The 26,830-nt window shown below is 62.0% G+C and carries 25 protein-coding genes; 8 read left to right on the plus strand and 17 right to left on the minus strand.

Translation table 11 applies throughout. The features are described 5' to 3' along the window. Positions 1-144 precede the first annotated feature (144 nt). From AC1RUK_RS21935 to AC1RUK_RS21970, 8 genes are all read right to left on the minus strand, one after another. Positions 145-1,473, minus strand: a complete 1,329-nt coding sequence (locus tag AC1RUK_RS21935; protein WP_481838984.1) for an aspartate aminotransferase family protein — start codon at positions 1,471-1,473, stop codon at positions 145-147. A 52-nt stretch (positions 1,474-1,525) separates the two neighbouring features. Further along, on the minus strand, positions 1,526-2,671 hold the full coding sequence (locus AC1RUK_RS21940) for a phosphotransferase enzyme family protein (RefSeq protein ID WP_481838983.1): 1,146 nt from the start codon (positions 2,669-2,671) through the stop codon (positions 1,526-1,528). Between the two features lie 103 nt (positions 2,672-2,774). Then, positions 2,775-3,443: a haloacid dehalogenase type II gene (locus AC1RUK_RS21945; protein ID WP_481838982.1), complete on the minus strand. Its 669-nt coding sequence runs from the start codon at positions 3,441-3,443 to the stop codon at positions 2,775-2,777. A 265-nt stretch (positions 3,444-3,708) separates the two neighbouring features. Beyond that, positions 3,709-4,347 (minus strand): 3-oxo-tetronate 4-phosphate decarboxylase, encoded by a 639-nt coding sequence (gene otnC, locus AC1RUK_RS21950; protein WP_481838981.1) that lies wholly within the window; start codon positions 4,345-4,347, stop codon positions 3,709-3,711. Beyond that, positions 4,344-5,612, minus strand: coding sequence for a 3-oxo-tetronate kinase (gene otnK / locus AC1RUK_RS21955; protein ID WP_481838980.1), 1,269 nt, complete (start codon positions 5,610-5,612; stop codon positions 4,344-4,346). Before otnK ends, otnC begins: the two co-directional genes overlap by 4 nt. Next, the gene (locus AC1RUK_RS21960; RefSeq protein ID WP_481839431.1) at positions 5,612-6,301 is read right to left on the minus strand and encodes an aspartate/glutamate racemase family protein; all 690 of its coding nucleotides are present in this window, start codon (positions 6,299-6,301) and stop codon (positions 5,612-5,614) included. The genes otnK and AC1RUK_RS21960 overlap by 1 nt, the downstream gene beginning before the upstream one ends. A 104-nt stretch (positions 6,302-6,405) precedes the next feature. After that, positions 6,406-7,731: an NAD(P)/FAD-dependent oxidoreductase gene (locus tag AC1RUK_RS21965; protein ID WP_481838979.1), complete on the minus strand. Its 1,326-nt coding sequence runs from the start codon at positions 7,729-7,731 to the stop codon at positions 6,406-6,408. Positions 7,732-8,014: 283 nt separating this feature from the next. Then, positions 8,015-8,902, minus strand: coding sequence for a LysR family transcriptional regulator (locus tag AC1RUK_RS21970; protein ID WP_481838978.1), 888 nt, complete (start codon positions 8,900-8,902; stop codon positions 8,015-8,017). A 73-nt stretch (positions 8,903-8,975) separates the two neighbouring features. On the opposite strand from AC1RUK_RS21970, the gene AC1RUK_RS21975 reads away from it, so the two are divergent. The 7 genes from AC1RUK_RS21975 (at position 8,976) to AC1RUK_RS22005 (ending at position 15,096) form a co-directional block, all read left to right on the plus strand. Then, positions 8,976-10,022 carry a four-carbon acid sugar kinase family protein gene (locus AC1RUK_RS21975; protein WP_481838977.1) on the plus strand — a complete coding sequence of 349 codons (1,047 nt, stop codon included), beginning with the start codon at positions 8,976-8,978 and terminating at the stop codon, positions 10,020-10,022. Continuing rightward, the gene (gene pdxA, locus AC1RUK_RS21980) at positions 10,019-11,011 is read left to right on the plus strand and encodes a 4-hydroxythreonine-4-phosphate dehydrogenase PdxA (RefSeq protein ID WP_481838976.1); all 993 of its coding nucleotides are present in this window, start codon (positions 10,019-10,021) and stop codon (positions 11,009-11,011) included. Before AC1RUK_RS21975 ends, pdxA begins: the two co-directional genes overlap by 4 nt. Positions 11,012-11,031: 20 nt before the next feature. After that, positions 11,032-12,096, plus strand: coding sequence for a cupin domain-containing protein (locus tag AC1RUK_RS21985; RefSeq protein ID WP_481838975.1), 1,065 nt, complete (start codon positions 11,032-11,034; stop codon positions 12,094-12,096). A gap of 60 nt (positions 12,097-12,156) precedes the next feature. Continuing rightward, complete coding sequence (locus AC1RUK_RS21990; protein ID WP_481838974.1) at positions 12,157-12,876, plus strand: cupin domain-containing protein; 720 nt, start codon at positions 12,157-12,159, stop codon at positions 12,874-12,876. A 20-nt stretch (positions 12,877-12,896) separates the two neighbouring features. Next, entirely contained in the window at positions 12,897-14,222 is a 1,326-nt protein-coding gene (locus tag AC1RUK_RS21995) for an NAD(P)/FAD-dependent oxidoreductase (protein WP_481838973.1), read from the plus strand. A gap of 140 nt (positions 14,223-14,362) precedes the next feature. Beyond that, positions 14,363-14,623, plus strand: coding sequence for a hypothetical protein (locus tag AC1RUK_RS22000; RefSeq protein WP_481838972.1), 261 nt, complete (start codon positions 14,363-14,365; stop codon positions 14,621-14,623). After that, complete coding sequence (locus AC1RUK_RS22005; RefSeq protein ID WP_481838971.1) at positions 14,620-15,096, plus strand: Lrp/AsnC family transcriptional regulator; 477 nt, start codon at positions 14,620-14,622, stop codon at positions 15,094-15,096. Before AC1RUK_RS22000 ends, AC1RUK_RS22005 begins: the two co-directional genes overlap by 4 nt. Before the next feature lie 338 nt (positions 15,097-15,434). Here AC1RUK_RS22005 and AC1RUK_RS22010 read toward each other — a convergent pair whose 3' ends face one another. From AC1RUK_RS22010 to AC1RUK_RS22030, 5 genes are all read right to left on the minus strand, one after another. Next, positions 15,435-15,635: an integrase core domain-containing protein gene (locus AC1RUK_RS22010; RefSeq protein ID WP_481838970.1), complete on the minus strand. Its 201-nt coding sequence runs from the start codon at positions 15,633-15,635 to the stop codon at positions 15,435-15,437. Between the two features lie 249 nt (positions 15,636-15,884). Then, positions 15,885-17,339, minus strand: a complete 1,455-nt coding sequence (locus tag AC1RUK_RS22015) for an aldehyde dehydrogenase family protein (RefSeq protein WP_481838969.1) — start codon at positions 17,337-17,339, stop codon at positions 15,885-15,887. Next, positions 17,336-18,610, minus strand: a complete 1,275-nt coding sequence (locus AC1RUK_RS22020) for an NAD(P)/FAD-dependent oxidoreductase (protein ID WP_481838968.1) — start codon at positions 18,608-18,610, stop codon at positions 17,336-17,338. The genes AC1RUK_RS22015 and AC1RUK_RS22020 overlap by 4 nt, the downstream gene beginning before the upstream one ends. Then, positions 18,607-19,794: an alanine racemase gene (locus tag AC1RUK_RS22025; protein ID WP_481838967.1), complete on the minus strand. Its 1,188-nt coding sequence runs from the start codon at positions 19,792-19,794 to the stop codon at positions 18,607-18,609. The genes AC1RUK_RS22020 and AC1RUK_RS22025 overlap by 4 nt, the downstream gene beginning before the upstream one ends. A 12-nt stretch (positions 19,795-19,806) precedes the next feature. Further along, positions 19,807-20,673, minus strand: coding sequence for a GNAT family N-acetyltransferase (locus AC1RUK_RS22030; protein WP_481838966.1), 867 nt, complete (start codon positions 20,671-20,673; stop codon positions 19,807-19,809). A 310-nt stretch (positions 20,674-20,983) separates the two neighbouring features. On the opposite strand from AC1RUK_RS22030, the gene AC1RUK_RS22035 reads away from it, so the two are divergent. Then, a complete protein-coding gene (locus AC1RUK_RS22035; RefSeq protein ID WP_481838965.1) occupies positions 20,984-21,925 on the plus strand; it encodes an ornithine cyclodeaminase family protein in 942 nt (313 codons plus the stop codon). 158 nt (positions 21,926-22,083) lie between these two features. Here the strand turns inward: AC1RUK_RS22035 and AC1RUK_RS22040 are convergent, their stop codons facing one another. From AC1RUK_RS22040 to AC1RUK_RS22055, 4 genes are all read right to left on the minus strand, one after another. After that, the gene (locus AC1RUK_RS22040; RefSeq protein WP_481838964.1) at positions 22,084-23,391 is read right to left on the minus strand and encodes an NAD(P)/FAD-dependent oxidoreductase; all 1,308 of its coding nucleotides are present in this window, start codon (positions 23,389-23,391) and stop codon (positions 22,084-22,086) included. A gap of 207 nt (positions 23,392-23,598) precedes the next feature. Then, positions 23,599-24,633 (minus strand): L-threonine 3-dehydrogenase, encoded by a 1,035-nt coding sequence (gene tdh, locus AC1RUK_RS22045; protein WP_481838963.1) that lies wholly within the window; start codon positions 24,631-24,633, stop codon positions 23,599-23,601. Next, positions 24,633-25,820, minus strand: coding sequence for a glycine C-acetyltransferase (locus AC1RUK_RS22050; protein WP_481839430.1), 1,188 nt, complete (start codon positions 25,818-25,820; stop codon positions 24,633-24,635). Before AC1RUK_RS22050 ends, tdh begins: the two co-directional genes overlap by 1 nt. A 38-nt stretch (positions 25,821-25,858) precedes the next feature. Then, a complete protein-coding gene (locus tag AC1RUK_RS22055) occupies positions 25,859-26,803 on the minus strand; it encodes a homoserine kinase (protein WP_481838962.1) in 945 nt (314 codons plus the stop codon). Positions 26,804-26,830: the final 27 nt, after the last annotated feature.

A 26,830-nucleotide genomic window follows, 5' to 3' on the forward strand; every position in this document is an offset into this window, starting at 1 on the left:
CAAGCGCGGCAGCTTCCAACAACATAGCTGGACGTGGCCCGACAAGCGCGCGCCATACTGTCCAAAACGGTCGTTCCGGACCGATAGCGCCAATCTCGGCACACATTGGACTGAGACTTGGCTACCTGCTCGAAGGTATGCTGTCTAGCCTGCGACCTTGATGAGCGCGCGCTCAATGGACGCAAGGAAGAGGTCGACATGCTCGGCCAGGCAGACGAGCGGCGGGCGCACTTTCAGTGAATCCTCGTTGGCCCCCGTTGTGCTGATCAGCACACCGTCGTCCCGCATTGCGTTTACGACATCCAGCGCCATGGCACGCCGGCCTGCCGCGGCTGTGCCCTCTGACCCCATATCGACGCCAACGAAGAGACCGGCGTTGCGGATTGCACGGATTCCGGCCTGCTGCTTCGCGAGTTTCTCCAGCCCGGCCCGGAGGCGATGGCCCATGGCAAGCGCATTCTGGGGGATCTGGTCACGCTGCAGGATCGTCAGCACCGCGTCCGCTGTCGCGATGCCAATCGTATTTCCGGCGAAGGTGTTCGAATACCGCGCGGTATTGCCAAATCGGTCTATTGGTGCCCTGCGGCCAACGACAGCGCCGATCGGAAACCCATTGCCCATCGGCTTGCCGAGGGTCACCAGATCCGGAACGATCCCATGCCGCTCAAAGCCCCACATATGAGCGCCGGTCCGCCCGAATCCCGGCTGAACTTCGTCGGCGATGACGAGGCCACCTGCCTCGCGCACCGCCGCCACGCCGCCGGCGATGAAGCCAGGGGGATTCACCCAGACGCCATCGCTGGAAAAGATGCTGTCGATGAGCAGGGCCGCAACGCCAATGCCCCGGCGGTTCAGATCCACAATGGCCGCGCGAACTTGCGCCTCGAAAAAGTCCGCAGCCTGGCTGTCCGGCACGCCCGCCGGCCCGGGCAGGGAGACCATGCGCACGAATGGGCTGAGCTTGACCGCGTCGCCCAGATTCGGGGACACCGCGGCGACAGCCGCACTAGTGCCGTGGTACGCGTAGCTCGAGACGATCACGCCTTCGTTGCCGCTGGCAAATCGCGCGATACGCAGGGCCAGATCGTTGGACTCACTCCCCGTGCAGGTGAAAACCACCCGGTCGAGTTCTTCCGGAAAAGTCGCGACCAATCGCTCGGCGTAGTCGACGAGTCTTGGCTCGAGATAGCGGGTGTTGGCGCTGATCCGGCCCGCCTGCTCGCCCATTGCGGCATTCACTTCCGGGTGGCAATGGCCGAGCGACGGAACGTTATTGTAGAAATCAAGATAGGCCCGTCCGTCAGGATCGTAGAGCCACATGCCTTCGCCGCGAACGAAGTGGACCGGCCGGCGGTACTGCAGCCGATAGGAGGCGCCAAGAACATCGTCACGGCGCGCAATCAGTTCGGACTCGCGCTTGGGGAGATCGGATTCGCCGGGTTTGTAGCGATTAGGCATGAGATCTGTCGACATGTGCTGCAGCCTGTTTAAAGGAGTGCCTTGAACAATTCGCGCTTCGTCTTTTCTAGCGACCGCACTGGCACCACGACCGGGACGACGACACTACCGCCAGGACTGCCGCCTCGCCCGATGCGGTATCTAGAGGTACCAAGATGGAAAGCCCGTGCTCGGCGCGTGTGACATTCTTCTTGATGTACTCGGCGTCGGCCGGAAAAAGGTGAGAGCGCCAGTAGTTGACCAAGATCAACGCGCTTTGCCGCGCCCGCATTAGTCCCACGAGCAGTCTTGCTTCCAGCGCCGAAAGTGGAATGACGGAGGCATAGCCTGCGATAAGTTGTTCGGCCCCGCCCAAAGGAAGGGTTGGATCCTTCACGACGTGGCCTGCTGCGATCGCCAGATCCTGGATCCTGGGGCTCCAGCAGCCATCGCCAAAGTCGATGAAACCCATACCCTGGCCGGTCACCATCATATTGAATGGGCTGGGATCATTATGCGTGACCTGCCACGCAACGTTCGAGATGTGTGGCTCAACAAACTCCACATACTCCGCCATCGCGATCGCCACCTGCTCGGCAATGGGCGCGGAAGGCAGGTATTGCGCGAATTCCATCAGCCTCGGCCAGCAACCGATATGCCACAGGATGGGCCGGTCCGTTGCCGGCAGGCTGACGCGATCAAGAGCCAGGTCGAGGCGGGCCAGCGCACTGCCCGTTCGAAAGAGCAGGTCGGGCGCGGGCGGCGCCTGGTGCAGCGGACTGCCTTCGATCCGGGTCTGCAAGTACCCGCAAATTCCCTCATCCTCGAACATCAATGCGCCGCTGCGCGTCGGCAGCACCTCGGGAGCAACGAAGCCTGCGGCCCCTTGCAATCCCGCTATTGCGGCGGTCTGGAAACGAAAACTGTCGACCGCCTCCGGCCTTGTCGACGTCTTCAGGATCAGGCGGCGGCCTTCCGGCAGATCGACCGCAACGGTGCGCTCGATCTCGGAGGACAATGTCGCCAGCGATCCCGCCAAGCCATAGTGGCGCTCCAGCAGGGCCGCCGACATGTCCGGTTCGGAGCCCGGCCGCATGGCCAGGATTGCGGCGGCGGCGCGAAAATAGGCGTCGGTCGGAGCGGCGGGGCCAGTCGCCTGGTCGCGTGCTGCAGGTGCGGCAGCATCGCGCCGACCACCTGCTTCATTCGCGCCTGGATCACTGAGAGCAACCAATTCGAAAAATCCTCGCCGGTTGGGGACGGTTGTTCTTCATGCCGGGGATGCTGCAGCGCTCCAGCGATGAAGCGCCACAGCTCTTGCCAGGACCTCCGCTTGATCAGATGCCGAAAACGCCAGGTAGCTGCGTCACATCGCGGATTTCGGTGTATTCGTAAAAGGGATTGGCCGGTTCGTGGCCGCGATTGACCCAGACCTTACTCTTGATCCCCAGATCATAGGCGGACATCAGGTCGTGGCGGAAAGACGAGGACACATGCGTGATATCCTCCGGGCCGCAACCCAGCATGTCGAACATGTATTCGAACGCCTTGAAGTGCGGCTTGTAGGCGCCCGCCTCTTCAGCGGTCAAGACGGCATGAAAGGGCGCACCGAGCTTTGCCACGTTCGACGGAATCTGGGCCACCATGGAGTTCGTCAGGGTGACCAGCGGAATTTCCTTAGCCAGTTTGGCCAATCCCCCGGGAACGTCGGTATGCGGTCCCCACGTCGGGATGCGATTGTAGATCGTTTCAGCGTCTTCGGCACGGAATGCGACGTTGTTGCGGCGGCAGGCGCGTTCCAGGGCGTTGTGAACGACATCTGCATAAGGCTTCCAGTCCTGCAGCACCTCATCGAGACGGTAGCCCTGGAAGTTTCTGATGAATTCGTCCATGCGCGGCCCATCCAGAAGATGACCGAACAGATCTCGGGCGGCTTCCGCCATTTGGAAATTGATGAGGGTGCCGTGGCAATCAAAAGTCACGTATTTCGGCCGGAAGGGATCCATGTCCTTGGTTCCTGTCAATCTGTCCTATCAGCCGAGCATAATCGCAGGTGTTTGGCAGAATGTGCCGCAATGTATGGTCATTCAGCAGAAGGCCCTCCGGTCGACTGCCAAACCAGCACGCCCTTTCGCTGTGCGATCGTTCTCGCTTTTTTTGAGCCAGCGCTCTGAAGGAGGCACGCACGTTTTGGCAGGTCTTCCCGACCGGCTGGGGGTCTGGCTGGGTGACCCTCAGCGGAACTAGCAACGCAGGGCGCGTTGGCGACCGCTAAAATTCGAGCGGATAGCGCCTCTGGAGGTCGTCGACTTGCCCCTGGGTCAGTGGACGGGTTTCCATTCCTCTGAGAGCGAGGAACAGCTTTGCCGTTTCTTCCAGCTCCTCGGTCGCGTAGACTGCATCATCCAGGGTCTTTCCAGCCACCACGGGTCCGTGATTGGCCAGCAGCACCGCATGGTGCCGCGATGCGAGCTCGCCGACGGCCCTGGCCAGGTCAATATCTCCGGGAGCGAAGTACGGTATCAGAGGGAGCGTGCCGACGCGCATGACGTAGTAAGCGGTCAAGGGCGGCAGCACGTTGGAGTGGTCCACCCCACATAGGCATGAGACGGCGACTGAATGGGTGGAATGCAAATGAACGACCGCGCCGGCGCGAGGACGCCTGTCGTAGACAACCGTGTGAAGAAACGCTTCCTTCGTTGGCGGGTCCCCTCCAACCAGTTGCCCCGCAGCATCGATCTTCGCAAGCCGGGCAGGATCAATTGAACCGAGACTGGTTCCCGTCGGCGTCATCAGCCATCCATCGGCCAGCCTGACCGAGATGTTTCCCGACGACCCGAACGTCAGTCCTCGGTCAAACATCGATTTTCCAAGCAGGGCAATCTTCTCGCGGAGCGCGGTCTCGGTCACGGAAGCATTCCAAAAGCATCGCGGAAGAACGTCGGACCCCCAAAGTTGCCGGACTTGAGCGCCAGAGCCAGCGGCCGCTCGCTTCCGACAACTTCGCACCAGGGAACACCTGACGCGATTTCGGCGCCGATGCGCAGCGTTCTCACGCCGAGGGCGAGTGACACGGTGCCCGAGGTTTCGCCGCCTGCGACCACGATTCGGCTGAAACCTTCGTTCTGCAGCCGCGCTGCAAGACCACTGAGAATTTCCTCGACTTTTCTGCCGGCCTCCAGGGTTCCGTGTCTGGCTTGTGACTCCAGAAGCTCTTCGGGCGTCGCCGAAGCGTAGACGACGACCGGAAACGCGCTCGAATTGTCCCTTGCCCAATTCACCAACTGATCGACGAATTCCGGCCCTCCGGCTAGCTCGTCGATCGTGATCCTGCGTGACGGCCATTCATGGGTGACATCAGCCAACTGCGCCCGCGTCGTCGCCGAACAGCTTCCTGCAAGAACCAGTTCCCGACCCTGTGCGTCGGGCACCCATGTCGTGGCCGGCCTGGCCAGCAGCCCCTGGTCGCGGAAGTTTTGCGGCAGGCCCATGCCAACTCCCGAACCGCCGGTCACCAGCGGGAGATCCTTGATGGCGGCGCCAATGGTTAGCAGATCGTCATCGGTCAACGCATCCGTGACGGCATAGACGACGCCCTCGGCGCGAAGCATCGCCATGCATCTGGAAACCGCGGCGACTCCCGCACTTACCACAGCCAATGGTATCAGGCCTACGGAGCGGTCGGTTTGCCCAGCCATCAGGCGTATCAGGCTGGAATCGCGCATCGGGGTCAGGGGATGGTGCTTCATGGCGCTCTCCGACAACAGCTCGGTGCCCACGAAGAGGTGCCCCTGGTAGACCGTCCGCCGATTGGTCGGAAAGGCGGGGCATATGACAGTGAAGCTGTCTCCGGCCTCGTCCAGAAGTGCATCCGCCACCGGGCCGATGTTTCCCGTCGGGGTAGAATCGAAGGTGGAACAATATTTGAAGACGATCTGCTGCGCGCCGACTGACCTAAGCCAGCGATGCGCCGCAAGGGATTCAGCGACTGCCTCATCGGTCGGCGCCGTCCGTGATTTCAATGCGACAACGATGGCTTCCGCATCTTCGGCAACATTAGCGTCGTCGGGGACGCCGATGGTCTGGACGACCCGCAAACCCTGCCGTGCCCATGTGCTTGCGAGATCGGTGGCTCCGGTGAAATCGTCCGCGATGGCGCCAAGGACCACGGTCATCACAAGCCGGCCTGGCGCTCCAAACGCCGCTTTATGTTTTCGACCCCGAGCACGGGGCTTGTCAGAATTGGAAGACCCTGGGCCATGCCACGCACCACGCGCGCCATCGAAGCCTGCGCAAAGACAACCACATCCACCTTCTGCGACAGCTTTTCGAGAGACAGGCGGATTTGTGCGTCATGGCCTTCGACATCCCCGCCGGCAAGGAGCTGAAACGCTCCCTCCACAAGCACATCCTCGATCGCGACATCCTTGCCGGCCTCGCCTGCCTCGCGCTTCAAGAGCTCCACGGTCGGCACCAGCGTTGTGGACAGGGTCGCCAGCACACCGATGCGGTCTGCTTGTTCCACGGCGGCCTTTGCCATGCCTTCATCAATGCGGAACAGCGGCACCGGGCAAAGGGGCGCTATGGCGTCGACAGCGGGGCCGAGGGTCGAGCAGGTGACGACAACCGCATCCGCCCCGGCGTCGACCGCCGACCAGACATAGGTCGCGAGTCTGCGTTTCGTCAGATCGGAGAGCGACCCGCGGTCGATGGTATTTCTCAGGAGGCTCTCGTCGAGGATCGCGAAGGCCGTCCAACCGGGCAAATGTTCCCTAGCGAGCGCTTCGAACTCGGAAACAAGGCCGGAAACCGTATGGATGAAAGCCAGCTTTTTGACGGGAGCGATCGGCGTTTGAGCTGACATGTGGTTTTCCATCAAGTTGCTGCGAGCTGAGTTGGCGGCACCTCCAGAAAGGCAGATCCGCGATCGCTCCGCGCTCCTTGTTGTTGCCCCGTCGGTGAATTGCATCAGAAGTCGCCAACTTCAATTTTCGATCTATCCGTGAAGCGCGACAGGCGGAAGGGAGTCGGATCGACGCTTGCCGCGTCACCGGCGACGAGATCCGCCGCCAGATGGCCGAAACCGGGGCCGGCGCCGAAGCCATGTCCGGAACAGCCTGCAGCGACGAACATGCCGCCGATGCTGTCTACCGCTGAAATCACCGGCACCGCATCCGGTGTGGAGTCGATATACCCGCCCCAGGAGGACACGACGCCGGCTTCGGCGACGGTGGGGAACATGGCTTTGACCCGCGTCGTGATCGTCGCCAGCATCCGCTTGTCCGGAGCCGGATCGAGGACACGGATACGTTCAAAGGGGGTCGGCTTGTCGAGATGCCAGCGGCGCAATGAGTCCGGGCCGTCGAAGAACGAGCGGCCGATGCCGATCTCGACGGCCTTCAGCCGTTTCATGAACATCGGCAGGAACGGACGGACATAGCGGATACCCTGCGGCGTGATCTCGAGGGTCGCCCTGCCGCTGACGGCGATCGTGTAGCCGCCATCGAGCCGGCGCGTCATGGCAAAGTCGGGCGTATAGACTGCGCTGCCAAGATCCGGTCCCGGACCGGTCCGCAAGGCAGTCTGACGAACGCTGGCCTGCGGCATCGACACCGCATGCATGCGCAGAAAAGCGGAAGCCCACGCCCCGGCGGCACAGAGGACCGCGCGGGTGCGGATCAGGCCTTTCTCGGTGACGACGCCGCTCACTTGCCCATTGGTGATATCCAGGCCGCGTGCCGCGCAGTTCTGATGAATGGTCACACCATGCTTGCGCGCGCCCTCGGCGATTCGGGGGGCAGCGAGCGCGGGCTCCGCCTTGCCATCGTCTGCCGCGTGGACACCGCCCAGCCATTTGTGGCCGCCCGCCGCAGGAACGGCGGCAGCGGCCTCCTCGGCTGTCAGCATCCGCGTCGTGACATCGAACTGGCGGGCAACCTTGCGCCATTGGTCCCATTCGGCGAGTTGCTTTGGATCGTCGGTCGCATAGGTGAGCCCGCAACAGCGGAAGCCGAGGTCTTGCCCGATCTCTTCGGTAAGCTCGTCCCACAGCCGCATGGCCAGACTGGCAATCGGCATCTCGCGGGCATCGCGGTTCTGCCGCCGGCACCAGCCCCAATTCCGGCTTGACTGTTCGCAGCCGACATAGCCCTTTTCGATCAGTGCCACCGACAGGCCGCGCCGCGCCAGAAAATAGGCCGCGCTGGCGCCGACAATCCCGCCGCCGATCACCACGACGTCCGCCGACTTGGGCAGCGTTTCATCACTGTCGATGTGGTGGATAAGAGGGGACATAGAGCCTCGGCATTCAATGAGTGCCAGTAGTATCGGCGACTGGCGCCGCAGAATGCACCTACTGCAGCAGCTTTTCGGTATTTTGTGCCGAGTATCGCCTGCATTCAGCGTGGCCGCGCTCCATACCTCGCCATTGCCAAGGGGCTAGGTTCTGCGCCTTTGCCGCCAGCGCCGAGCGACTCAATCGACCTAGACTTGATCGCGCGTGACACGCCCCGAGTCGAGGCCAACCAGACGATCGGACATTCAACTCGGTGCGGATTGGAGCTGCCTTGCGCTCCTTTCAAATGCTATTTGGGCCTAGGCGGCTGAACTGCGCTTGGAGCCAGTCTGCGAGTTCGAACTCCACACCTTGTAGTTCACTCGACCCCAACCATATCAATCCATATTGACTGCCGTCAGGGTCAAAACCAACAGGTGCCGCCAGGCTTCCTCGTTCCACATCGTCAATGGCGAGGACGAGCGGACTGAGGGCTACACCCAAGCCCGCAGACGCAGCTTCGGCGATCAGGGCGTGGTTGTCGTAGTGCCGCAGTTCTGTGGGTCGACGCGCCGACGGATGGGTCTTTAGCCATTGCGCCCACGCGTCAGGTCGAGTCTTCGACCCGAGAGCGAGATAGTCGCCGCGTTCGAACTCTGGCACTAGTTCCGGCCTCATGACAGGCCCAACCTTTTCGGGGAAAAGGGTCCGGACGTTCCATGTCTCGGGCACAGCGAAGTCTAGACGTCGAATAGCGAGATCGACCTGCTTCTTATGAAAGTCCACAAGCCCTCCACCTACCGAGAGGTGGAGGGCCATGTTCGGATGCGCCACTTGAAGCGCCCCCAGCCGCGGAATGAGCCAACGCATGGCAACTGAAGGCTCGCAGGAGAGCACTAGGGCACTCTTCCCAGCATTGGTAGCACGCAGGCTTTGCACCGTGGCGGCCAACTCACCGAAGAACCTGCTGAGGGTGAGATTGAGTGTCTCGCCGGCCGGGGTGAGCCGCAGGCCTCGCCCATTCTTTTCAAACAACCTCACCCCGATGTCATTGGCGAGCTTGGTGATACGGCGACTGACGGCGCCGTGCGTGAGCGCAAGCGAGTCAGCTGCAAGCCTGACCGAGCCCAGCCGCGCTGTTGCTTCGAATGCTCGCAGGTCATCGAGCGACGGTATGTCTGAGCGATCCATTCGTGATAATCTATCACCTTTTTCTTCAGAAACTATCGCTATTCGTCCCCGGTAAGATGTTGTTAGTTGATGTATGCGCACCGATCATCAACCCAGCATAGCGGTCCTCGCCGATGACCTCACGAGCGCGGCAGATGGCGCAGCACCTTTCGTCGCCCGCGGCTTGACTGCCTCGATCGGCAGGGGCCAGCTTCCTAGCCAAGCGGCAGCGGTAATCGCAGTCGATAGCGGTTCGCGGTCTGCTACTCCGTCGCAAGCGTCCGAGCGGGTCGCTCGATTGACCGCCCGACTTGCCAGCCGTGCCGTACTCTACAAAACGGTGGACTCCACGCTACGCGGCCACATAACGGCGGAGCTTGAAGCGTGTTTTGCGGCGAGCGGCCGCAAAGCACTGCTGTTTGCACCGGCGTTCCCCCAAGCCGGTCGTACGACAGTGAGGGGCATTCAGCTCGTTGACGGCATTCCGGTCTCGGAAAGTGCATATGGCCATGACCCCGTGCATCCCGTGCGGCATTCCGCACTAGTCGACCTGGTCCCGAGCTGCATCAAGAATGTCACGCTGCTTGATGCAGAAACGCAGGAAGAACTCGACTCACAGATTGCTTCCATCGAGGATCCGGAGTCGATCCTTTGGGTTGGCTCTCCTGGAATGGCTGCAGCCCTATCGCGGCGTTTTGTGCCGGTGAAGACCCTACCGCCCCTGTTCGATGGCATCAGTAGCGATCTCTTGGTCGTCATTGGGAGCGCAAATCTGCGCAGTCATCGGCAGGCAGATCAACTCCAGGAGGTCAGCGGCGTCATGCTGCTGCGCGGACCAAGGGCGCGCGAGCGGGACTCGGCAGCGGTGCTGCGCCGTATCGCACAAGTCGCAGCGCGAGAGCTTCAAAGCCTACGCTTCGGCGCTTTGATCGCCACCGGCGGCGACACGATGGAAGCGATCCTAGACCTTCTCAACGTCCGTGAGTTCGAGATACTGCAGGAACTCGATCCCGGATTCCCGCTTGGTCTCGCCAGGCTTGGCGATGGACGCTCGCTCCTGCTCGCTATGAAGGCCGGTGGCTTTGGCAGTGACGACGCTGTGAAGCGCGCTGCCGCGCGGATACGTGGAGCAACCCAATGAAGAATACTTCCCCGCTTGCTCTCACGATGGGCGACGCATCCGGCATTGGGCCGGAGATCGTGGCGAAGCTGCTTGCGAAGGGCGGCGAACGCGTCGTCGTGTTCGGCAGCTATGTTGTCATGCAAGACATGGTGCGCCGGCTCGGGTTGAACATCGAGGTGTTACGCATCAACGCAGCCGATGCAGCTCAATTCCGGCCGCGGCGAATTGAAGTCATCGAAACCACCCGAATTACTGAACCTCCACTCATCGGGCGTATCAGCGCGATTTCCGGGCAGGCGGCCTTCGACTCCGTCGTTGCAGCAATCGCAGCAGCGAAGTCCGGAGAGGTGAGCGGCATCGTCACGGCGCCGATCAACAAAGAGGCGATGGCGAGCGCGGGAATCCGCTACCCCGGTCATACCGAAATTCTGGCCGACTACGGCGGCGTCGGGCGCGTGGCGATGATGCTTGCGAACGATGACATCCGCACGGTGCTCGTCACGATCCACACGTCACTGAGCAAGGCGATCGAACAAGGCGATTTCGACGCTCAGATATCCGCCATCCGGCTTGCCCACGAGGGTGGAAAGGCTCTCGGCTTCGCGACGCCGCGTATCGCCGTAGCGGGTCTCAACCCGCACGCCGGTGAAGGTGGCCTCTTCGGGGACGAGGAGATCCGTATCATACGACCTGCAATCGACGCGGCCCGCGCCGAGGGCATCGATGCCACTGGTCCTTATCCGGGCGACACCGTCTTCATGCAAGCACGTCAAGGTCGATTCGATATTGTGGTAGCGCAATACCACGATCAAGGACTGATCCCTGTGAAGTATCTCGGGCTGGAAAAAGGCGTGAACATCACGCTTGGCCTGCCCTTCGTCCGCACCAGCCCAGATCACGGCACTGCGTTCGACATCGCGGGCCGGGGGATTGCAGACCACGCAAGCTTGGAAACGGCACTTGCCTACGCCAAGCGCCTCGTGTTGGCGCAAACCAAGACGAACTAGATACGAAAGGAACCACACCTATGGGTTTACGCTTCATCTTCATGCTTACGCGCAACGACCGAACGGTTCCGGACGCGTCGCAGCAACTAAAAACCGCGCTTAGCCTCGGCGTGCGGCACATCGGGTTCAAGGACATCGGCTTGCCGCTCGAGCAGCTGATAGGCCTCAATGCAGCGATCAGGACGGGCGGTGCAACTTCCTACCTGGAAGTCGTGTCGCTGGACCGAGAAAGTGAAATTGTTTCGGCAAAGGCAGCTGCCGAAATCGGCGTTGACGTTCTTCTTGGTGGAACGCGGGTCGATGATGTGCTGCCGATCATCAAGGACACCGGCATCCAGTACTTCCCGTTTCCGGGTCGGATCGCCGGTCATCCGAGCGTGCTTGAAGGCGCCATCGACGAAATCGTCGAAAGTGCCATGACGATTGCAGGGCGCGATGGAGTGCATGGCCTGGACCTATTGGCATACCGTTCGGCGGAGAATGTGCCCGAGTTGATGAAGGCCGTCTGCGCTGCAGTCACCAAGCCTGTCTACATTGCAGGTTCGATCGATACCCCTGAACGAATCGCAGTCGTCCAAGGCGCCGGCGCAGCTGGTTTTACGATTGGGACTGCGGCTTTGGATGGCAAGTACCCGGCCAATGGGAATGACCTACCAAGCCAACTCACCGCAATCATTCGCGACGTCGCTGCCCTGAACAAGCACCTTTCGCCAATTCACAAGAAGAATTTGTCAATTGAGTTTGCCGGGCTGTACGCGCCTTGGGAGCCCAAAGTCGAGGTGCATGTCAACAACATGCAAGTCAAGGTCGCCATGTTCAGGGGAGCTTCTAGCTGGTCATTTCGACAGTACGACGATCAACTGTTCTTTGTTCACCGGGGACGCCTGCTCATGAAATTTCGTGACCGTGAAGAGACTATCGAGCCCGGAGAGTTCATCGTGGTCCCGTATGGCGTTGAGCACTGTGCGGTGGCTTTGGGCGTGGACGGATGTGAAGTGTTGCTGGCAACTACAGCCGCGCGACCCTGCTGCCCAGCCGCGGGAAATGATCTCACTCACTCTGAGCGATCCCAGTTGACTGCTTAGGGCGGCAGTGCCGTCTGCTAGGTTTTCAGTGAAATCATGGCGCAACGCGCAGGAGCAATCATGACCGTGCCTATAGTGCTGCATCGCGCCGACGGCGCACCCGTTGCAACCTCTTTCCGCAGGGCGGCTTTCGGCAAGGACGACCCTTTTGTGGAGCATCGCGAAATCGCCTGGGAAGGACCGGACGCGATGATCGTGGGCCGAACCAGCTTTATTGGTGAGCTCGAAGTCGCAAGCTTCCCCCACATCGAAACCATCGTCGTGGTAGAAGGAGAGCTGAGCCTGACGGCGGTCGGGGCGGCCCCGCTGGTGCTCGGTCCGCAAGCGGGTGCTGTCATCGGATGCGGCACCGCGCTTCGCATCCAGACCGGATCAGGCGTGCGGTTTTCGTTCTGCGCGGCCGCTTGCGTCAAACCGGCGAAGGGCGGCCTGGTCCGGTTGCGCGCCGACGCCGACTTCAAGCCCTCTGCTTCGCTACCGGCGGAGGTGCTGTTGGGCCCCGCCCCGCAATGCCGCAGCGACAATGTCTTCTCCAACGACGGGGCGGCGTACCGCGCGGGCACCTGGGATTCTACCCCGTACCACCGCGTTGTTCGCCCGCATCGCCAGAACGAGTTCATGCATCTGCTGGCCGGAAATGTGCGGTTCGCCGCGCCCGATGGCAGTGTGCTGTCGGCGGCCACCGGCGATGCACTTTTCGTGCCCCAGGGCGCATCGATCGGATGGGAAAGCAGCGATCGCGTAGCGAAGTTCTTCGTAGTCCAAAGCGTCCAGTCCTAAGACGTCGAGCGAGATCCATCATGTCCCCTCCGCTGAGGCACATCAACACATCGCCCAAACCGCCGATCGCCGCTGACGTCGTCGTGATCGGCGGCGGCATCATCGGCGTCTTCGCCGCCTACTACTTGGCCCAGCGCGGCGTTTCGGTCGCCCTGGTCGAAAAGGGAAGGATCGGCGCCGAACAGTCCAGCCGCAATTGGGGCTGGTGCCGACAGCAGAACCGGGATGCTCGCGAATTGCCGATAGCGAGCAAGAGCCTCGATCTCTGGGAACGTTTTGCCACCGAGAGCGGCGAAGACACGGGTTTTCATCGCTGCGGGCTGTTGTATCTCAGCAACGACGAGGCCGAATTGTCCGGCTGGGCCAGCTGGCATGATTTTGCGAAGACCGCGGGCGTAACCAGCCACATGCTGAGCAATCGCGAGGCCGCCGAACGGGGGCTTGCGACCGGCCGCGCGTGGAAGGGCGGCGTCTTCTCGCCCACCGATGGCACCGCAGATCCTGGCAAGGCTGCGCCGGCCGTGGCAGCTGCGCTTATCAAGCTCGGTGGCAGCGTGCACCAGAATTGTGCTGCCCGCGGCATCGAGACGGAAGGCGGGCGGGTCAGCGGCGTCGTGACGGAAGCCGGAGTCATCAAGACCAAGACGGCTGTGCTCGCCGGCGGGGCCTGGGCCTCCTCGTTCTGCCGCCAACTTGGCATCCGTTTTCCCCAGGCATCGATCCGCCAATCCATCCTTAGCGTGTCCCCTGTGGAACATTGCTTGCCGGACGCCCTGTTTACGGCGGGCGTGTCCGTCACGCGCCGTAGCGACGGACGCTATGCACTGGCAATCAGCGGCCGCGCACGCGTGGACGTGACGGCGCAGTTCATGCGATTCGCCCCGCATTTTGTGCCCATGTTTACCAGGCGCTGGCGCAGCCTTCTGCCGGGTGGCCTGCAAGGCATTCGGGGTGGGCACGAAACGCTGAAGCGGTGGCCGCTCGACGCGCCGACGCCCATGGAGCGGGTGCGCATCCTTGATCCGAAGCCCGATATGTCGACCGTCCGGGAGACCCACCGCCGTGCTGTCGAATTGCTGCCGCAACTCCGCGAAGCAAAGATCACGCACGCGTGGGCCGGCTTCGTCGACTGCACGCCGGACGGCGTTCCCTGTATCGGCGAGGTGCCGGCCGTGCCAGGCTTCATCCTGGCCGCTGGCTTTTCCGGGCACGGCTTCGGGATTGGCCCCGGCGCCGGCCGCCTGATCGCGGATCTTGCTACCGGAGTCGAACCGATCGTCGACCCCGTTCCGTATCGACCGGGACGCTTCAGCAACTCCGCATGGGGCAAGGTCGCTGAGTTTTAGGCCGTGCACGTAACGTGACGGAGAGTCCATGAGGAGTGGAGCAAACCAGTGGGTAACGGCTGAGGTGGGATCCGCTTGAGGCCCATTAAAGTAGCAGAATAGACACGGCAAATGGTGTCGCCTATGCGAGGAACTCGACCATGCCCAACAACAATGCTCAGTTGCTGCTTCTCGACGCCGGCACTGCTGAGCAGCTTCTGGAGCCGGACGAAGTCTTCGAGACGATGAAGCGCGCCTTTTCTCTCCATAGCCGGGGTGAGGGATGTGCTGAAGTCCCTAGACTAAACACGTTCGTCGCTATCGATCTTTATGCCGGTCTCTTGTCGATATTTAAAGGCGATCCCGCGGGACTGCTGATGCGCGCTCTGGATGCCGTGACGATTGAAGGAGTTTCCCCATGAAGCTCGATAAGATCGACATCAAGATTCTAAGCGAACTTCAGAAGAACGGGCGCATCTCGAACGTGGAGCTTGCCGACGTCGTTCATCTCTCGGCAAGTCCGTGCCTAACGCGGGTCAAGAAACTGCAGGCGGAGGGCTTCATCGTGGGCTACTCGGCCAAGATCGACGTGGCCAAGCTGGGCCAGGCTCTGACCGTGTTCACTGAGATCGCGCTCAAGAACCATCGCCAGATCGATTTTTCGCGATTTCTCACAACGGTTGACAAGATCGATTCCGTCATCGAGTGCCACCTGGTGTCGGGTGGCTACGACTATCTGGTGAAGTTCATCACGGCGGGTATCAGCGAGTATCAGACAATAATGGAGCGTCTGGTCGAGCTCGATATCGGAATCGATAAATATTTCAGCTTCGTGGTGCTGAAATCGCCCATCGTGAAAGCGCATCTGCCGCTCGACGCGATCTTTACCCGCTAGAGCTTAGAAGTGCCGGAATGGCCCTGCTCAAGGAGCGCGCCACTCCGAGGCGGGGCCACAGTCAGCCCTTCATCGCTGCCCGTACATCTTTGTCTTCGAGCGTTTGGTCGACCACCGCCTTGCGAGCCGCTCGTTCTCTCCTGAAGCTCTGTCAAATGCCGCAGTTGGTCATGGCTCAAGCGGCCAGACTGCTTGCGCCACCTATCGTAGGTTAGCTCCGAAACGCCCACCTGGCGCACTGCATCCGCCATCGGCATGCTGACCTCGCCGACGGGCATGGCCGAAAGCGACCCGGACGCATGTGCCAGGGCAGCCGAGGTCGAGCGCGTCTATGCATTCTACGCTCGAGATGGGGAACCTGGCTGGCTCGACTGCGCCGGGTGACCAATAGGTGATCGACGGAATTGGTCGGAGTTGCGTCGCAGCCGATCGTCCGTTGCGGTGCGATGGACGTAAGCCGCGGGAACAAAATAGGCCAGCGCGGAGTGCGGGCGGCGCTGGTTGTAGTTGCCGACCCACCTGTCGATTACCGTTCGCACGTGTCGAGGTCTTAGAAATCATCTCGTTCAAGAGCTCATCGCGCCAGGATCGGCACGGTCGCCATCATAAATCTCTCTCGGCATGACTCTCTGAACGCCGGGAATCGATCGAGTGTTCTCCCAAACAGCGGCGTGGTAACTCAGGGCCCGCCCATCCCAAAATGCCCGGGAATGGCGTCCACAGCCAACAGGGTGTCCGCCCGGCGATGCCGCAGACGGCACGCCCTCTGCGCGTGGCGAATGTGGCTCCTAGAAATAGCCGAGGATGGATTTGACCTCGAGATATTCCAGCATGCCCTCGAGGCCATACTCGCGTCCGTTTCCGGACTGCTTGAAACCGCCAAACGGGGCATGCGGATCCCAGGCCGGGTAGTTGAGATGTACCTGACCGGCGCGAATTCGTGACGCGACGTTCCTGGCAGTGTCCATGTCCGCGCCCTGCACATGAGCCCCCAGGCCGTAGACCGTGTCATTGGCGATGGTGACGGCTTCCTCGACGGTATCGTAGGGGATGATGCAGAGGACTGGCCCGAAGATCTCTTCCTGGGCGATGCGCATGCTGGTCAGCACGTCGGAAAAGATGGTCGGCTGCGCGTAGAGCCCGACGTTCAGGCCGCCTGGTCGACCCGCTCCGCCGATCAGGAGCTTGGCGCCCTCGGAAATTCCGGCGTCGATCATGGTTTGGATGCGGTCGAATTGGGCGCGGTTAGCGATTGCGCCGTGCGTGGTGATTTCCGACAGAGGATCGCCTACGACGATCTGCGCTGCGGCCCACTTGGCAATTGCCTCGATCTCGGGCAGACGCGCGCGGGGTACGATCATGCGCGTAGGGGCGCTGCAGGACTGGCCGAGATTGCGGAAGGCAGCGGCTACGCCCAGAGAAACGGCGCGATCGAGATCGGCATCCGGCAGGATGACGTTGGGCGACTTGCCACCGAGCTCCTGCGCGACACGCTTGACGGTCGGCGCTGCCGCCTGGGCCACCGCAATGCCGGCGCGGGTTGAGCCGGTGATGGAGATCATGTCGACATCGGGGTGAGAGGCCAGAGCCGCGCCCACGCCCGGACCATCGCCTTGCACGAGGTTGAAGACGCCGGCAGGGAAGCCGGCTTCCTCGACCGCCTCGGCAAACAGCAGCGCGCTCAAGGGCGAAAGTTCGCTCGGCTTCAGCACGATTGTGCATCCTGCGGCGAGGGCTGGCGAGACCTTGGCGGTGATCTGGTACAGCGGCCAGTTCCACGGGGTAATCAAGGCACAGACGCCGATCGGTTCGTGGGCAATGGCGGTCTGGCCGCGCTGCTTGACGAAGGGGAAGGCCGTCAGCACATCATGGGCGACTTTGACGTGGGCGATGGCCAGCGGCACCTGCGCGCTGCGCGCATAGCCAATGGCCGCGCCCATTTCGAGGGTCAGGCATTGCGCAAGCAGTTCGCGGCGCGCCTCAAGCAGCGCCTGCAGGCGGTCGAGCAGGCCCGCACGGTATTTCGGCGTGGTCCGACTCCAGGTGGCAAATGCCCGGCGCGCGGCGACAACGGCGGCGTCCACGTCTTCGCCATCGCCCAGAGGAAATCCGCCGACGGCCTCTTCCGTGGCGGGATTGACGACGACGCCCTTGGCTGCGCCGCGCGGGTCGACCCATTGGCCATCGATGAAGAACTTATCCAGGTGACCGTTGCGGGACAGGTGTTCGAGGGGCGTCATCACCCGACAAGGTCCTTCATGCGGTAATAGGCACCGACGATCGGCAGGAACCACGGGCGCCCGAAATAGCCGGGGATCGCCGGCCAGTCGAAGTCCTTCCAGGGATTGCGTCCAGGGTGCCCGTCCATGACGTCGGCCATGATGGTGCCCATCAGCGTCGCCATCTGCGTGCCGTGTCCGCTATAGCCCATGGAATAATAGATGCCGTCGCGCGCTCCGGCGCGTGGCAGGCGGTCGCGGGTCATATCGACCATGCCGCCCCAGCAATAGTCGATCCGGGTGCCGGCCAGCTCTGGATAGACTTCGACCATCGCAGCCTTGAGGATGCGACCGCTCTTCTCGTCCGACTGGGGATTGGATGCCGCAAACCGAGCTCGGCCGCCGAACAACAAGCGATTGTCCGGCGTCAGCCGCCAGTAGACCACCAGATTGCGCGCCACGACGACCATGCGACCAGTCGGCATCAGGCGCTTCAGCTGATCAGGCGACAGCGGTTCGGTCACGATCAGGAAGGCGCCGACCGGGATCATGCGCCGGCGGATCCAGCCGAGCGGGCCAACCTGGGAAATGCCGCTCGCCAGCAGCACCTGCTTGGCAACGATCTTGCCCTTCGGGGTGGTTACCTCATGCCCGCCGGACACCTTGTGCATCGCCGTGACGGGCGCATGTTCGTAGATCTCAGCGCCACGCTTGGCGGCGGCGGTCGCGAGACCTCGGACGAACCTGCCGACGTGCATGCCGGCGCCCTTGGGAAACAGCAATCCGCCATAGTAGCGGTCAGTGCCCACTTCGTCCCGCAGGTCGGCGCGCGCGATCATCCTCGTTTCGGGATCGACATTGGCGGCCAGCAGCTCCTGGCTGCGCGCCAGCACGTCATAATGCTCCGGCTTGTCGGCAAGCTTGAGCTTGCCCACGCGGGAGAAACTGCAGTCGATCTGTTCTTCCTCGACCAGCCGCTCGACCGTATCGACGCCAGAGTCGAAGGCCTTGTAGAGCGCATTGGCGGCCGGCTTGCCGTACTTGCCGGCAATGACGGCATAGTTCTGGGCGAAGCCGTTATTGCACATGCCGCCGTTGCGGCCGGACGCGGCATTGCCGATCGTTTCCGCCTCGAGGAGGGCGACGCACGCACCCTTCTTGGCGATGGCCAGGGCCGCGGAGGCTCCGGTCAGACCGCCACCGACAATCGCCACATCGTACTGGCCTTCGAGCGGTTTGGGCGACCCATTATTGAAAGGCTGCGACGTATCCAGCCAGTAAGAGGTAAGCTTCATTTCCCTGACTCCCAGCCGCGCATCCGCTCCCAGCGTGCTTCAACCACGGGGCTGTCGCCGTTGACGACGCTATAGAACTCATGCTGGGCGGCCATCGCGCAGGCATGGTTGGGCAAAATCCGAACTCGGGATCCGAGCGGCAAATCCGGCATGGACTTTCCAGAACCGGGCCGAATGGCGAGGATGCCGTGTTCCTGGCTGGCCTGGGCCACGATCACATCGTCGAGCACCCGCCCCTTGTCGTCGCAGACCACGCCATAGCCTTGGTCGATCCGCTGGTTGGCGGTTCCGCGGTCGCGCGAAAGCGCCATCCACCCAGCGTCGACCAGCACCCAGCCCTTTTCCGGCTTGGACCCGATCACCGTTGCCAGCACGGAGACCGCGATGTCGTCGAGGCTGCAGACCCCTACCCCGTGCTGGACGAGGTCGAAGAACATGTAGACCCCGGCGCGCAGCTCGGTGATCCCCTCCAGATTCTCGGCGAAATGGGCTGTCGGCGTGGAGCCGATACTGACGATCGGGCAGGCATGGCCATGGGCGCGCAGGATTTCGGCGGCGCGCACCGTGGCGGCACGCTCATTCTCCGCAGCCTTGACCAGCGCATCAGGCGCGCTCAAGCCGTAGGACTCCCCTGCATGAGCAAGAACGCCCACCAGCTTGGCACCGGCCGCGACGACCCTGCTGGCCACTTCGAGTAATTTCGGGTCGTCGGGCTTCAGACCGCCGCGATGGTCATCGCAGTCGAGTTCGATGAGGACCGATGGCGTCATGCCGGTGATCTCGCGCACGCCGGCCAGCGCGTCGGCCTGCTCCACCGAATCGAGCAATAATTTCAGATCGATGCTGCGACGACAAAGCTCCATGGCACGCCGCGCCGAAGCCGGCGAGATACCGACCGCATAGGTCATGTCCCTAAAGCCGTAGCCCGCGAAATACTCCGCCTCGGCGAGGGTCGAGACGGTGATCGGACCGGGCTCGCTTGGGAACACGCGTCGGGCGACGTTGATACTCTTGGCCGTCTTCATATGCGGACGCAGCACCACGCCAAGTTTCTCGGCGTGCTCGGCCAGACGCTGGACGTTGCGCTTGAGCCGTCCGCGATCCAGAAGCAGCGCCGGAGTGACCAGGGCGTCGATCGTCTCAGCCGTCTCGCTCACTGCCAGGTTTGCCGCCAACTTGTTCATGAATCTCGTTTCCTAAGTGAACGATTGGTTTGCCAGCGCGTACATGTGGGCCGACGCATGGGAGACCGGGCGCTGCCCTTTGACCATGGCGGTGGCACTGCTGACCCGCTGAAGGCCGAGGCTCTCAAGCCAGTCACCCAATCCATCTTCGGCGTAGACATCGATGCGAACGAATTGATCATGAAGCTTCGAAAGCTGGGCCAGGATCAGCAGCCGCGCGTCCTCAGCGCTTTCCGCCGCGCAAGGGCCGACGACATAGCCGCGGCCGAACCTCCTGCTGATGGCGTAGCCGACAATCCGGCCGCCGCGTTCGACTACGACGACCTTGCCCACCTCGGCGAGCGCCGCCACCATCGACGGCCGCGGCATCCCGGCAGCCTTCTCGTCGAAGGCCTGGATCGCCGCGAGGTCGGCGACCGTCGCCTGACGAACACCGTCGCCGGCACCCTGCGTCACCGCAGTGGTCAGCGGGCCCTGATGTTGGAGCACGGTGCCCCAGGCAGTGAAGCCGCATCGCTTGTAAAGCGCGAGCCCCTCCTCGGTCGACGTAAGCAGCACATTGCGACCCTGCGTCGCTTCAAGCAATCCATCAAAGAGCCGCGAACCGTTGCCACCGCCTTGCGCAGAACCTGTGACGATGATCATGCCGACCGAGGCATGGGCCTTGCCGTAAATCCACGACATGGCGGTACCAATCACCTGCCCTGCTCGCTCGAGAACCAGCCCGCTGCCGACAGTGGCGGCAAATTCCCAATCCTCCAAGCGATAGGGCCAGCCCATTTCCTGCGACAGCTTGAGCGCGCCCGGCAAATGACGGGCTTCCAATTTCATCAGCTCGATCGGGATGCTGACGATGTCTTGCTCAAGTTGAGGGGACATAAGTGTAACGCTGTCTCTTGGTCCGAGGTCGATTTGAAGTCCGACCTTAAAGTCGCGCCCGGCAGGCAGATTTCTCTGCTGTTTTGTCCTGCCAACTCAACGGGATCATTCGTTTTGAACCCGTCCCTCGGCATACAAAGTGGCGCAAATCGAGTGAAAACTACTCATCTACCACCCTGCGTCGCCCATCATGGTTGCCAGTCGGCGGGACGTCCGTACCTCTACACCGATGTAATCTCGGGCCTGACCAACGCCATGTGCCGAAACACTCTGCAGTGATGAACGGCTTGATGCCCACAAGGAAGTTTGGATGATCTACATCAGCGAAGAGGAGTCTGCCGCCCTCGTCACTCATGAACTTGCCTTCGAGGCTGCGCGGCAAGCTCTCGTGGCCGCAACTTCCAAGCAGAGCGGGGTCTTTCCCGCTGTTCTCGGGCGCGCGCGGGAAGCGACCAATACCTTCTCAATCAAATCCGGTTCGTCCGACCACCTGACCGGAGTGAAGATTGGCTCCTTCTGGTCGGGCAACCCGGCGCGTGGCCTTCCCCGCCACAACTCCACCATCGTGCTGCTCGATCCGCAGACAGGTCGGCTCGGCGCCGTAATCGAGGCCGGCAAAGTCAACGCTTACAGGACGGCCGCCGCCGACGCGGTTGCGGCCGATCTTCTTGCGCGAAAGCAAGCCAAGGTTCTGGCGATATTCGGCGCCGGCAACCAGGCGGACTTCGAGGTGATGGCGCTGGCACGCATCCGCCCAATCGAAACCGTGCTGGTCGTGGCCCGGCCTTCGCAGCGCCGCGACGCTTTCGTCGAACGTGTCAACGATGTGGGCCTGAAGGCGCGCGCGGTATCGGCCGAAGAAGCCGTGCGCACGGCCGACATCGTGGTGACGGCGACGCCCTCACGCGAACCGCTGTTCGCTGCCGCTTGGGTCGTACCCGGAACCCACATCGTCAGCATGGGGTCGGATGCTCCGGGCAAGCGCGAATTGCCGAGCGAATTGTTGTCGAGGGCAAGTCTGTTCTGCGACCTGCCCTCCCAGTCTCTTGAGATCGGCGAGTTTCAGCACGTGCGCGATGCGATCGACGCCGGTGTGCTTGCGGTAACATCAATCGGCGACGTCATTGAAAAGCGCGTGCCCGGACGCCGCTTCGACAACGAAATCACCGTCTTCGACAGTTCTGGCATCTCCCTGCAGGACCTGTACATGGCTGACGCATTGCTCCGCGCAAAAAAGGCGTCCCACCGCTGACCTAGCGTGCTAGCCCGCGGCGGCGCTGCACCAGGCACCACCGTTAACGATGGCGGCATGCGGCAAGACCATTCGGGCGTCGCTCAGGCGGGGTGCAATCCGGACCAAGCGACATCCTTCGATCCTGTGCCATGGCGTGTCCACGAGCCTAAGTAACGTCAATGCAATTTGAGGCGTGGACGGACAACGCGGTTGACATGGCCGACCAGGATAAGAGCCAAGCCCTTGACCCAGCCATGTATGGCCAGCAAGTGCATGCGGTACAAAGACACATAGATCATCCTGGCCAGCCGCCCCTCGATCGCCATCCGCCCTCCAACCAGGTTTCCCATTAAGCTGCCGACGGTGGAAAATCGGCTCAACGACACCAGCGAGCCCTTGTCACGATAAACAAATGGCTCGGGTGTTTCCCCGGCCATCAAACGAAGAATGTTACGATAAGCGGTCGATGCCATCTGGTGGGCAGCCTGAGCCCGTGGCGGCACCGGGCGGCCCGCGCCCTCTGGTTTGAAAAAGCAGCAATCGCCTAAAGCGAAGATGCGCTCGTCCCGGCTCGTTTGCAGGGTGGGGAGGACGACAAGTTGCCTGCTGCGCGCCAGTTCCAGTCCGTCGAGATCCTGCAGAATACGTGGCCCCTGCACTCCCGCAGCCCAGACGCAAATATTGGCGTGTATTTGCTCTCCGGTAGCGCACCTCAGTCCCGTTTCCATTGCTTCCGATACAGCTGTGTTTGCGAGCACCCGGACACCGAGGGCCTCAAGTTCCTGATGCGCTGCCTTTGCCAAAGCTTCTGGCAGAGCCGGAAGAATCCGCGGCCCTGCCTCAATCAAGGTGACCCTCAGCCGAGTCTCGTCGAAGACTTCCAGGCCATAATGCCGAAGAGATGATGCAGCATTGTAGAGTTCAGCAGCGAGTTCAACGCCTGTCGCACCGCCACCCACGATAGCTATGTCAACAGAAGCGTCCTCGGTTGGATTAGCGGACATCGTCCTCGAAACCCGAAGACAGTGATTCAACAACTTCAGTCGAAAGCGATCGGCTTGACGACGGTCTTCGAGGAAAAGGCAGTGATCCTTCACTCCCGGAGTCCCGAAATCGTTTGAAACCGACCCGATTGCGATAACGAGGTAATCGTACCGGAGCCGGTGTCGACCGACCAGTTCCGACCCGTCATCGTCGTAGATCGGCGCCACGATCACCTGCCGCGCTGTTCGATCGACGGACTCCAACGAGCCGTAGAAGAAGCGGTAGCCCCAACGATGTCCGTGGCTACGATAGCCAACTTCGTCAAGATTCGCATCGAGTGCTCCCGCCGCAACCTCATGGAGGAGCGGCTTCCAGACATGAGTGTGGTTCCGCTCCACAAGGATGATATCGAAATCCTTGCGGCCGAGCCGTGCTCCGAGCCGCCGCACGAGCTCCAGACCTCCAGCCCCACCGCCAACGACCACTATCTGAATCTTCATCCCGCTTGCCCGGTCCGTGGAGGAATGCCCGTCGGCACACCAAACCGCTGTCAGCGGCCGGCGCGCTAGATGGCAATCAAGTCTGGTTTCGATAGCCCTGAACAATAAAGCAGAGTCATCATCGCCCCAGGAACTCGAAAAATCGCGCTGCCCCGGGGCGTTCACGCCGCAGGTGCGGGCCCCTAGAGTCTCGCTCAAGCGCCGCTCTTACCATTCCATCACCACCTTGCCGCAGTTTCCGCTCTTCATCGCCTCGAAGCCGTCGATATAGTCGTCGATGCCGATGCGGTGCGTGATCAGTCCGGTGACGTCGAGCGGGCCTTGCACCAGCGCGATCATCTTGTACCAGGTCTCGAACATCTCGCGGCCATAGATGCCCTTGAGATGCAGCATCTTGAAGATGACCTTGTTCCAGTCGATCTCGAAGCCGGTCGGCGCGATTCCCAAAATGGCGATCTTGCCGCCATTGTTCATTGCGTCGATCATGTCGCGGAAAGCGGGTGCGGCACCCGACATTTCGAGGCCGACGTCAAACCCCTCGGTCATGCCGAGCGCCGGCATGATATCGCACAGCTTCTCCTTTGACGCGTCGATCACATGCTGGACGCCGAGCTTTTTCGCCAGCGCCAGCCGCACCGGGTTGATGTCGGTGATGACCACTTTTCGTGCGCCGACGCACTGCGCCACCAGCGCACCCATGATGCCGATCGGCCCGGCGCCGGTGACCAGCACGTCCTCGCCGACCAGATCGAACGACAGCGCGGTGTGCACGGCATTGCCGAGCGGATCGCAGATCGCCGCCACCTCGTCGGGCACGTCATAGGGGATCGGCACGACGTTGTGTTGCGGGATGGCGACAAATTCGGCGAACGAGCCCGGGCGGTTGACGCCGACGCCCTTGGTGTTGCGGCAGAGATGCCCCCTGCCCGCCCGGCAGTTGCGGCAATGGCCGCAGACGATGTGGCCTTCGCCCGAAACACGCTGGCCGATCTTGTATTCGGTGACCGCTGCGCCGAAGTCGGCGACAGTGCCTACGAATTCGTGGCCCGTCACCATCGGCACCGGCACGGTCTTCTGCGCCCACTGATCCCAGTTGTAGATGTGCACGTCGGTGCCGCAGATCGCGGTCTTCTTGATCTTGATCAGAACGTCGTTCGGGCCGATCTCCGGCACCGGCACTTCTTCCATCCAGATGCCGGGCTCGGCGCGGGCTTTGACGAGGGCACGCATCATGTTGGACATCAGGCGACCACTCCGAGTTCGCGGCCCACCTCACCGAAGGCAGCCACTGCCCGGTCGATATCGGCGGCCGAATGGGCGGCCGACATCTGCGTCCTGATGCGGGCCTGGCCCTTGGGCACGACGGGGAAGGAAAAGCCGATCACGTATATGCCGCGCTCAAGCAGCATGTCGGCCATCTGCGAAGCCAGCGCGGCATCGCCGATCATCACCGGAATGATCGGGTGGTCACCTCCGGCCAATGTGAAGCCGAGCTTCGTCATCTTCGAGCGGAAGCGGTCGGCATTGTGGTAGAGGCCCTTGCGCAGCGCATCGCCGTTACGGACCAGCTCGAACACTTTTATCGACGCGCCGGCGATCGCCGGCATCAGCGTGTTGGAGAAGAGGTAGGGCCGCGAGCGCTGCCGCAGCCACTCAACCACCTCGCGCTTGCCTGAGGTATAGCCACCGGACGCGCCGCCCAGCGCCTTGCCCAGCGTGCCGGTGATGATGTCCACCCTGCCCTCGACCCCGCAATGCTCGGCTGAGCCGCGGCCATTCGTGCCGACGAAACCGACGGCGTGGCTGTCGTCGACCATGACCATCGCATTGTGTTTTTCCGCTAGGTCGCAGACGCCTTTTAGATTGGCGATGATGCCGTCCATCGAGAAGACACCGTCGGTGGCGATCAGCTTGAAGCGGCTGCCTTCGGCCTTCTTCAATTCCTCCTCGAGCGCCGCCATGTCGTTGTTGGCATAGCGAAAGCGTTTTGCTTTGGAGAGCCTGACGCCGTCGATGATCGAGGCGTGGTTCAGCGCGTCGGAAATGACCGCGTCCTCCTCGGAAAGCAGCGTCTCGAACAGGCCGCCATTGGCATCGAAGCAGGAACCGTAGAGGATTGTGTCCTCCATACCGAGGAAGCTCGATATCATTGCCTCGAGCTGCTTGTGTTCCTCTTGTGTGCCGCAGATGAAACGCACCGATGCCATGCCGTAGCCGTATCGGTCGAGCGCGGCCTTCGCCGCTTCGCGCAGCTCTTCGCTGTCGGCGAGGCCGAGATAGTTGTTGGCGCAGAAATTGAGCAGCTTGCGGCCGCCGACCTCGATCTCGGACGACTGGGGCGAGGTGATGACGCGCTCGCGCTTGTACAGGCCCTCCGTCTCGATCTGCGAAAGCAGCTCGCGAACGTGGTCTTTGAGAGTCGGTGCCATCGTGCTTCCGTTTCCATTGGTGATCTTCGCGGTCGTGCTCATGCGATTTCTCCACGAAGCACTCGCAAGATGCGCTCGAAGTGGCTGGGATCGTGTGCTTTGAGGAGCGCAGCTTCCCGGGGCTGGTACATATCCCAGAGACGCGATAGCCAAAAACGAAATGCTCCAGCGCGCTGCATTGCAGGAAGCAATGTGCGCTCGGCTGGAGTGAGCGCGCGAACGAACTCATAGCCGCCCAGGAATGCGGCGGCTCGGTCATCGCGTTGACCGCCGGTGCAGTCATCGACGCACCAGTCGTTGAGGCACACGGCAATGTCGAACAGAAAGACGTCGCACCCCGCGAAGTAGAAATCGAAAACGCCCGTCAGATGCTCACCGTCAAACAGGGCGTTGTCGCGAAAAAGATCAGCGTGCACCGGCCCTTTGGGAAGCTGCTCGTAGGAAGGAGACGACGCGATCTCCTTCTGGAAGGCCAGTTCGCTCGAGAGCAGCGAGCGCTGCCCATCGGAGGTGCAGCTGCTGATCATCGGCGCCACCTCGTCCCACCATTCGAGGCCTCGCGGATTGACCTGGTGTCGCGGGTAGTCGCTGGCGGCCACGTGCATGCGCGCCAGGATCTCCCCGATAGTGCGACACTGCGACACTGTCGGTGCTGTCACGCTCTCGCCAGGAAGCCTGTTGACGACCACCGCAGGCCGGCCTTTCAGCGAGTGAAGGATTTCGCCTCTGACGTTGGCAACCGGATCCGGGACCGGCAGCCCCCGCGCCGCTAGGTGCTTCATCAGGTGAAGGTAGAAGGGCAATTCCTCGAACGTGAGCCGCTCGAACAGGGTCAGCACATATTCGCCTGCCTCGGTGTTCACAAAATAGTTTGTGTTCTCGATTCCAGTCGTGATGCCGCGGACGGAACGCGGCAAGCCCAGACCCAGCACTCGAAAGAACGCTGCGACTTCGTCGACTGACAGCTCCGTATATACAGCCATGGCGAAAAACGGCCCTCGATCGCTGAA

The organism is Mesorhizobium monacense, assembly GCF_056781675.1.